Annotated in this window: 3 protein-coding genes; all 3 read right to left on the reverse strand. The window is 35.0% G+C overall.

The features are described 5' to 3' along the window. Nucleotides 1–86: 86 nt before the first annotated feature. The 3 genes from HMPREF3237_RS03395 to HMPREF3237_RS03405 all read right to left on the reverse strand — a co-directional run bounded on the left by HMPREF3237_RS03395 (nucleotide 87) and on the right by HMPREF3237_RS03405 (nucleotide 2,204). Nucleotides 87–530, reverse strand: a complete 444-nt coding sequence (locus HMPREF3237_RS03395; RefSeq protein ID WP_223361914.1) for a DUF1269 domain-containing protein — start codon at nucleotides 528–530, stop codon at nucleotides 87–89. A gap of 523 nt (nucleotides 531–1,053) precedes the next feature. Next, entirely contained in the window at nucleotides 1,054–1,569 is a 516-nt protein-coding gene (locus HMPREF3237_RS03400) for a DUF308 domain-containing protein (protein ID WP_037611159.1), read from the reverse strand. A 218-nt stretch (nucleotides 1,570–1,787) separates the two neighbouring features. Beyond that, nucleotides 1,788–2,204, reverse strand: a complete 417-nt coding sequence (locus HMPREF3237_RS03405) for a helix-turn-helix domain-containing protein (RefSeq protein WP_257365013.1) — start codon at nucleotides 2,202–2,204, stop codon at nucleotides 1,788–1,790. Nucleotides 2,205–2,304 lie beyond the last annotated feature (100 nt).

The raw sequence follows: 2,304 nt of genomic DNA on the forward strand, positions 1-2,304 counted from the left end.
TTGCAAAGGTAGGATAGCTTTTTTGTTTTTCGTAATCAGAGATGGACTGTTTACCGATTCCTAATTACCTCAGTCTCTTCAGTCTGTTAATTTTTTTTCGAAAATTTCTCTTTAATACTAGCTTTCAATTTATCAAATTTTTCACGACGAGCTTCTTTTTTATCCGCAATTAAGCGAGCTTTAGCTTGATGCTCTAAATCTTCTTGAATTTTGAGAGCTGACTCTATCTCTGCCGCAACAGTAGCGACATCCCATCTAGCAATGTCAACCTGATACTTTTCAAAAATAGCATTTAAAACAGATTCATCATTTTCTTGTACAAGTGCAATAATAGCTACTTCGCCATTAGTCAACTTTTTACTAACGGTTGTAATTAATGCCGAATTGATCAATTCTTTGTCTGAACCAACGGAGGCGCCAATTGCTCCACCAGTAGCAAAACCAAAGAGAACACCTAGTGGTCCACCTAAAATTCCGATTAAACTACCAATTAATCCGCCTTCGAAATAATCATCTCCTAGGGAATTCATCAAATCAAAGCTATCTTTGACGTTAACAACACCATTTTCAGCTTTTACAATTGAAGCCTGAGCTAATTTTGTATTTTCAGTTTGAACAAACTGTTTTAATTCTGAAAAGCCTAAAAGGACTATACTGTAAGTGATAAAACAAAACAGGAGGATAGTCCAAATGAGCCACTTACATTAGTCCTGTGAAATACAGAACTAAATCCTTCACTTAAATTACTTGTCTAACTTTTTGGGGTAAGTACCAACAGTGCTTTTTTTTTGTTGAAATCGCAAAGAATCTAAGCTTTCTTTTTGCAGATAACATTCGCTCTTTTATTTTCAGTATGATTGAGTCGATGCCCCGTTCTCGACCGGTTATTATTGCAACTTATCGAATGCTAGAGCACTATGCCATCACTTTTTGGAAGAATACTTAGAGCAATTCTACGTAGAATGGAATGCGAAAAAGTGATAATTAAAGAGACGAAAAAGCTGAGAATATGATTTCCCAGCTTTTTTGAATGCGATAGAAATAGCAACTAGACTATTTACGAAAGGCCTCAATAATGTAGGTGAAGCCAGTAACTAAAAATGAAAAGGCAATGACATAAACGACAAAGACACCTGTAGCCACTGGATTGAACAGAATCACTAGACCTAGTAAAAATACAAGCAAGGCTACCCACGTGATATTGCTACCAATAATAGGGAAAATCAATCCTAGACGTTTGCCTTTAAAGAAAGCAATAATGGCTTCTACAATTAACCAAATTCCTACAATGGTCGGAATGACGACCGGCAGGGTCACAAAGCCATAAGCAACGAGGTAAAGAGCTAAGAGAAGACTAACAAACCCTTGGAAAAGATAAACAGGTGAGCGAAGCTCTTTTGGTGCAGAGAAATAGCCTAAAATAGCTGCTATAGAAGAAACCAGTAAATCAAATGCAATCCACCAGCTGTAAGCAACAAGATTAGCTACTGGGTTTGTAAATAGGAAAAGTCCTAAAAGGACAAAAACAACTCCTGCAAGGAATAGCAGTAAACGATTAGAAAATTTCATTTCAATCCCCCCTATATAGTATAGTCTGATAATAAAACTATTATATTTATTTTTATAGAAAATGTCAATAAAATAAATAAACAATTTGGAAGTTTCAGTCTGACTTACAAAAAGAAAAGGAGTTTCCACTCCTTTTCACAGATTGAAGACAAAGTCCTTATAAAAGTGTCTTCTAAAGATTTTAACTTCAATCTGAAGCGAGGTTATCCTCGCTTTTTCTATTTATCAAACAATTCCTTATTTTCAATCAAGAGTTCTAGTGGAGATTTTTCTCTTGCTACAATAAAACCAGGTTCATATTGAGTATGAAATGTTCTTTTCTGAGAAGTTGGATCAATATACAACTCATCTCCATCTTCTGTGTATAGTTGGTTGCCTTTTGTTAGATAAAGTAAATCCTCTAAGTGCTGTCCATAAGTATGTAGGAAATGTTCGATGTATTTGACAGCTTTTAAGATCTCACTTACTTTGTCAGAGTATTCATTCGATTCAAGAACACTCTTTTCTAACTCAATTTCTTTACTAGTTCCAAATAGTTGGGTTGGAGTTGCATTAAAATATTCTGCTATCTTATCCAAATTTGCAAAGGTAGGATAGCTTTTTTGTTTTTCGTAGTCAGAGATGTTTGGAAAGATTGCTCATAAAAAAATGTGGGGCAAATGATGGGGCAAATCAGTTATAGACAAGCAAAAAAGCCTTATAAATCAAGGCTTTTTCCTGTTGATTTAGATGCCC

The organism is Streptococcus sp. HMSC34B10, assembly GCF_001839505.1.
In the GTDB taxonomy this organism is placed as follows: domain Bacteria; phylum Bacillota; class Bacilli; order Lactobacillales; family Streptococcaceae; genus Streptococcus; species Streptococcus peroris.